The 1685-nt window shown below is 63.8% G+C and carries 1 protein-coding gene and 1 pseudogene; both read left to right on the top strand.

The annotated features are described in order from the left end of the window. Positions 1-144 precede the first annotated feature (144 nt). Complete coding sequence (locus EN893_RS32745; protein ID WP_127271016.1) at positions 145-1545, top strand: lipopolysaccharide biosynthesis protein; 1401 nt, start codon at positions 145-147, stop codon at positions 1543-1545. Beyond that, positions 1488-1685 (top strand): annotated as a pseudogene (locus EN893_RS40125) (GNAT family N-acetyltransferase); the annotation flags it as partial. The gene EN893_RS32745 and the pseudogene EN893_RS40125, both read left to right, overlap by 58 nt.

Here is a 1685-nt window from a genome sequence, read left to right on the forward strand (position 1 = left end):
CCGCCAGCGCCGCCCCTCATCCGCCTGCCGGCACCTTCTCCCCGTATAGTGACGGGGCGAAGGGGGCTCCCCACCCACGTTTTCTTAATGTGTCTCCGCTACACTAACGCCTGAAAAAGAAGCGGAAAACGGAGAGAAATCGGGGTGCGCTTTTCCGCGGCCACGACTGCCGGGCGGTTCTTGCCGCAGCGTTGGGCGCTGCGCATGGGGCCGTTGCTTGGCCGCATCGATGCCGTGCTGTTCACCGCCGACGAGCGCGGCGAGGCGAGCCGCATGTCGGTCATCGCCTTCTCGGTCCGCATCGTTAGCGCCGTCATCGCCTTCGTCAGCCAGGTGCTGATGGCACGCTGGATGGGCTCGTTCGAATATGGCATCTTCGTCCTCGTCTGGGTGACGATGGTCATCGTCGGCAATCTCGCCTGCCTGGGCTTCCACACCTCGGTCATCCGCTACATTCCCGAATATCGCGAGCGCGGCTTGATGGACGAACTGCGCGGCATCGTGCTAGCCAGCCGTCTGTTCGTGCTGATCGCCTCCACGCTGATTGCCGGGCTCGGCGCGCTCGGCGTCTGGCTGGCGGCACCCTGGATCGAGAACTACTATGTGATCCCGTTCATCCTCGGCGTCATCTGCCTGCCGATGATCGCCATGTCCGACCTTTTGTCGGGCCTGGCACGCGCCAACAGCTGGGCGCTGTTTGCCCTGTCGCCGACCTATCTGGTGCGGCCCGTGCTGATCCTGCTGTTCATGGCGCTGATGCTGTTCGTGGGCTACGCACCCGATGCCAGGACCGCCATCTTCGCCTCGATCGCCGCCACCTACGCCACCACGCTGGGACAACTCGTCGGTGTCACCCAGCGCATGGAACGGCAGATCCCGGCGGGGCCGATAAAGGTCCATTTCGCGCAATGGTTCGTCGTCTCGCTGCCGATCTTCCTGGTCGAGAGCTTCTTCTTCCTGCTCACCAATGCCGATGTGCTGATGGTCGGCGCCTATATGGATCCCAACGACGTCGCCGTTTATTTCGCCACCGTGAAGACGCTGGCGCTGGTGCATTTCGTCTACTTCGCCGTCAAGGCCGGCGTTGCCCAGCGCTATGCGCAGTTCACCCATGGCGACCCGCAAAGGCTTGCCGCCTTCGCCCGCGAGACGGTGTCGTGGACGTTCTGGCCATCGCTCTTGATGGCACTGCTGGTGCTGGCGCTCGGCGAGCCGATGCTGGTGCTGTTCGGCCCTGAATTCACATCAGGCTATCCGTTGCTGTTCCTGCTTGTCTTCGGCGTCGTGGCGCGGGCCGCCGTCGGCCCCTGCGAAAGCCTGCTGACGATGAGCGGCAACCAGAACATCTGTGCTGCCGTCTATGCCATGACGCTGGCCTTCAACATCGCCCTCAATGTGGTGCTCATCCCGATGTTCGGCCTGTGGGGCGCGGCAATGGCCACCGCCTTTGCCATGATCTTCGAAGCCGGCGCGCTCTCCTTCACGGTGTGGCGCAAGCTCGGCATCGCCATGCTCATCTTCTTAGCCCCGAAAGGAGCCGCGTGATGGCTGCCATCCCGTTGCTTGAGGAAACCAGCGGCGGCACTGCCGGCGCGATGGTGTCTGGCCTTGCCGGACTGACCCGCGACGCCGACCCCGCTCACATTGAAATCCTCGCCAACAACCGGCCCGAGCGCAAGCTCGCC

The sequence above is a fragment of the Mesorhizobium sp. M7A.F.Ca.CA.004.04.2.1 genome (genome assembly GCF_004022825.1).
GTDB lineage: Bacteria > Pseudomonadota > Alphaproteobacteria > Rhizobiales > Rhizobiaceae > Mesorhizobium.